The sequence below is a fragment of the Bradyrhizobium oligotrophicum genome (assembly GCF_051168495.1).
GTDB classification, from domain to species: domain Bacteria; phylum Pseudomonadota; class Alphaproteobacteria; order Rhizobiales; family Xanthobacteraceae; genus Bradyrhizobium; species Bradyrhizobium oligotrophicum_A.
On record NZ_JBNPVB010000053.1, the window covers coordinates 1 to 2,671 of the forward strand.

General features: G+C 49.4%; 2 protein-coding genes. One reads left to right on the plus strand and one right to left on the minus strand.

Annotation, left to right across the window (positions count from 1 at the left end):
• Positions 1-24 precede the first annotated feature (24 nt).
• Positions 25-1,443, plus strand: coding sequence for a hypothetical protein (locus ACQR1B_RS36120; RefSeq protein ID WP_434833124.1), 1,419 nt, complete (start codon positions 25-27; stop codon positions 1,441-1,443).
• On the opposite strand, the gene ACQR1B_RS36125 is transcribed toward ACQR1B_RS36120, so the two are convergent.
• A complete protein-coding gene (locus ACQR1B_RS36125; protein WP_434833125.1) occupies positions 1,433-2,650 on the minus strand; it encodes an aminotransferase class I/II-fold pyridoxal phosphate-dependent enzyme in 1,218 nt (405 codons plus the stop codon). The two genes, ACQR1B_RS36120 and ACQR1B_RS36125, sit on opposite strands and share 11 nt — an antisense overlap.
• Positions 2,651-2,671: the final 21 nt, after the last annotated feature.

The window sequence follows — 2,671 nt, forward strand, 5'->3', positions numbered from 1 at the left end:
ACATAACTCGGAATTATATGTCCAATGTCCGACAAGGATCTGGCAACTTGGCAAAATTGGAATCAGGGCCTTGATCCCTTTGATCTCAACTCTCTGTCGGAAGCCGAACTCAACAAGCGCGACGTAATAGGCAAATTGATTTCCGGTAAACTATTTAGAGTTGAGTTTCGTCGGAACTTCCATCGCTGCGCGTTTCGAAACGCACAACTTAGCGATTTGGATTGGAAGCGGGTCGACTACAAAGATTCAGTATTCTTTGACGTAGACGTCACAGATTCCGCGATCGGTGGTGGATCGACGGTTTCTTGTACTTTCTCGCGGTGCCGCTTCGTACGCTGCTCTTTCGAGGATGCCGCTGTTCATGATTGCGCATACGATGGCTGTGAATTCATCGAGTGTAGCTTCAGTGATTCCATGATAAGAAACTCGCAACTTATTCGCTGCCGATTTGACAATTGCGCGACCTCCAATAAACTTTTTGATGGCTGCAGATTGTACGAGAATGAATTTCGATCAACATGGCTCGACTTCAGGGTCATCCTGGACAATTTCGGTCTCGACTCTCGTCAACTTCCCATCTCTGGCGTCCGCGAAGATCGAGCTTATCCATCTTCGACACTATGGTCTGTTGACAAAATGCTGGCCTCTACCCAGCTAGAAACACTTTCGCCATTTGAAACTATCAAGTTGCAATTCTATCTGGCGGGCGGCGAATTGGTCGGCAGCGACTTGGTCGACAAGGCTTTCCAGCCGGAAGCGTGGATATTGCTGGTGCGAGCACCGGTGAATCTGATGCGACTGCTCCAGGACTTTAGCGAGTTTATCTTCTACCTTTATCAAGCCGACCGGCTGCAAGCGTTATTTGTCTTAAAGTTGACAATACTTTCCGAAGCGATCTGGCGAGGATTTCGCGATCATCCTGCCCAACTGCAAGTTGGGCAGGCGGCTGCGGGCACATATCTGCAATGCTTGCAGAGGCTATCCGATTTGGAAACGGTGACTTCAGATCGTGTGAAGGGCCTAGCCCCTGAAAGACTAATCTATCGGACGTTTGATGAGGCGAGCGATCTTGCGATAGATGATCTGGTAAAAGACTTTAGGAGTTCATTGCCAAATGCGACCATTGAAGTCCGGCCGCGCAATTCTCCCGTCGACATAGTGCTTTCTAATCTTCCGTTGGGTAGCGCGATCTTCCTAGTTACTCTCTTTTTTTGCACGAGAACGCGCGTTGAGCTGTCCAAACTCAAACGAAGAGTTGCCCACTCAGGGCAGGAGGAAACGCAGATCGTTTCAATCAGCCTAGGGGGAGCTCAGGAAGGTTCGTTGCGAAGCGCCCTTTCAGTACAAGCAACCTTACCAGGAACGACCATATTTCGTCTTGACGTTGACTACAGTTCAGCGCTCGTCGAAAAGATTAAAAAAATAGTCAAAACTATCGTTTGAGAGCCTTGACCACTTGGCCAAGAGTTTCCGCTGATGCGTGAATATTCTGTTCTGTGGTAAAGTAGTTTATGCGAATAATCTCGCGGTCACCCTCATACGGGAAGTACATGCTTGTGCCTCTTACAACAGGCATTCGGAACGATCGACAGCACTGCAGAAATTTTTCCTGAAAATCACAGAATGACGACACGGTGCTCGGCGCGAAGATGTGGGCCGTCCCGATATAGCCGCTTTCAATTGGGCTAAACGAAATAGGTAGACCTCTCAATCTATTTTGCAATTCCTGCCTTTGCTTTTGTACATATCGTTGAGCAGCCTGAAGAAGTTCTACATACCGAACTGGCTCACTCAGGAGATTCGTTGCCAGAACAAGGCTCGCCGCGTCCAATGCACCGCCAGCAAGATCAACGATCTCAGCAAAGAGTGGTCGAAATCGGCTCGGATGAAAAATCACTGCTACTCGGGCAGAGTTGAGTCCAAGCCCTTTCATGAGGCCACGGGCCCGCAAGATCGTTACTTCGCCGTCAGCAGGAACCATTCCCATGTCAGTTGGTGAACTCTGATCGGCAGCCTCATCAATAATCAGAAAATCGCCTGGTCGCAGCTTTTCACGAAGAGCCAAAATCGACGCTAGAGCCCTGCAAAAGCCCATACCGTATCGCGGTTGAGTGATGACAACGGCGACCCTTTCGTCGACTTCAGAACAAATTCTCTCCAGATCGTCCGGAGTTACGACGTATCCCTCTTGAGCAAGAGTAGGAAGAAGCAAGACACGAAAGCCCAGAAGCTGCGCTTGTTCTAAGCAGCCAAAATAGGCCGGCAGCTCCACTAACAGAGTGCCGACCCCCTCACGCTTGAGGGCCATTAGGATGACTAGAAGTCCCACAGACGTTGACGGGCACAGAGTGAAATCATCGTATGCTAGCTCCCGCCCCTCGATCAAGGAAAGTGCCATCCCAATGATCTTCTTTGCATCAGCGATGTAATGATCAGCGTCGACTCGATATCCTCGAAATTGATTGGCTTCGAGAATCAACGGCTCGTAGGCGTCAGATGATGGGACGTATGTGTCGATTACGCCGCCAGGCAATGCGGTCCACGAATTGCTCTTCAAGATGTCCGAGAAATAGGCGGCAACTTCGTCAAAATCCTCGTCAAATATCAAAGCATTTGGCGCTCGCGGATTGATGAGGATTTCGTAGGCCATCATCATAATTCCGAGTTATGT

Coding starts and splice junctions, on each gene's coding strand:
- ACQR1B_RS36120 (WP_434833124.1), top strand. CDS start 25: ATGTCCGACAAGGATCTGGCAACTTGGCAAAATTGGAATCAGGGCCTT.
- ACQR1B_RS36125 (WP_434833125.1), bottom strand. CDS start 2,650: ATGGCCTACGAAATCCTCATCAATCCGCGAGCGCCAAATGCTTTGATA.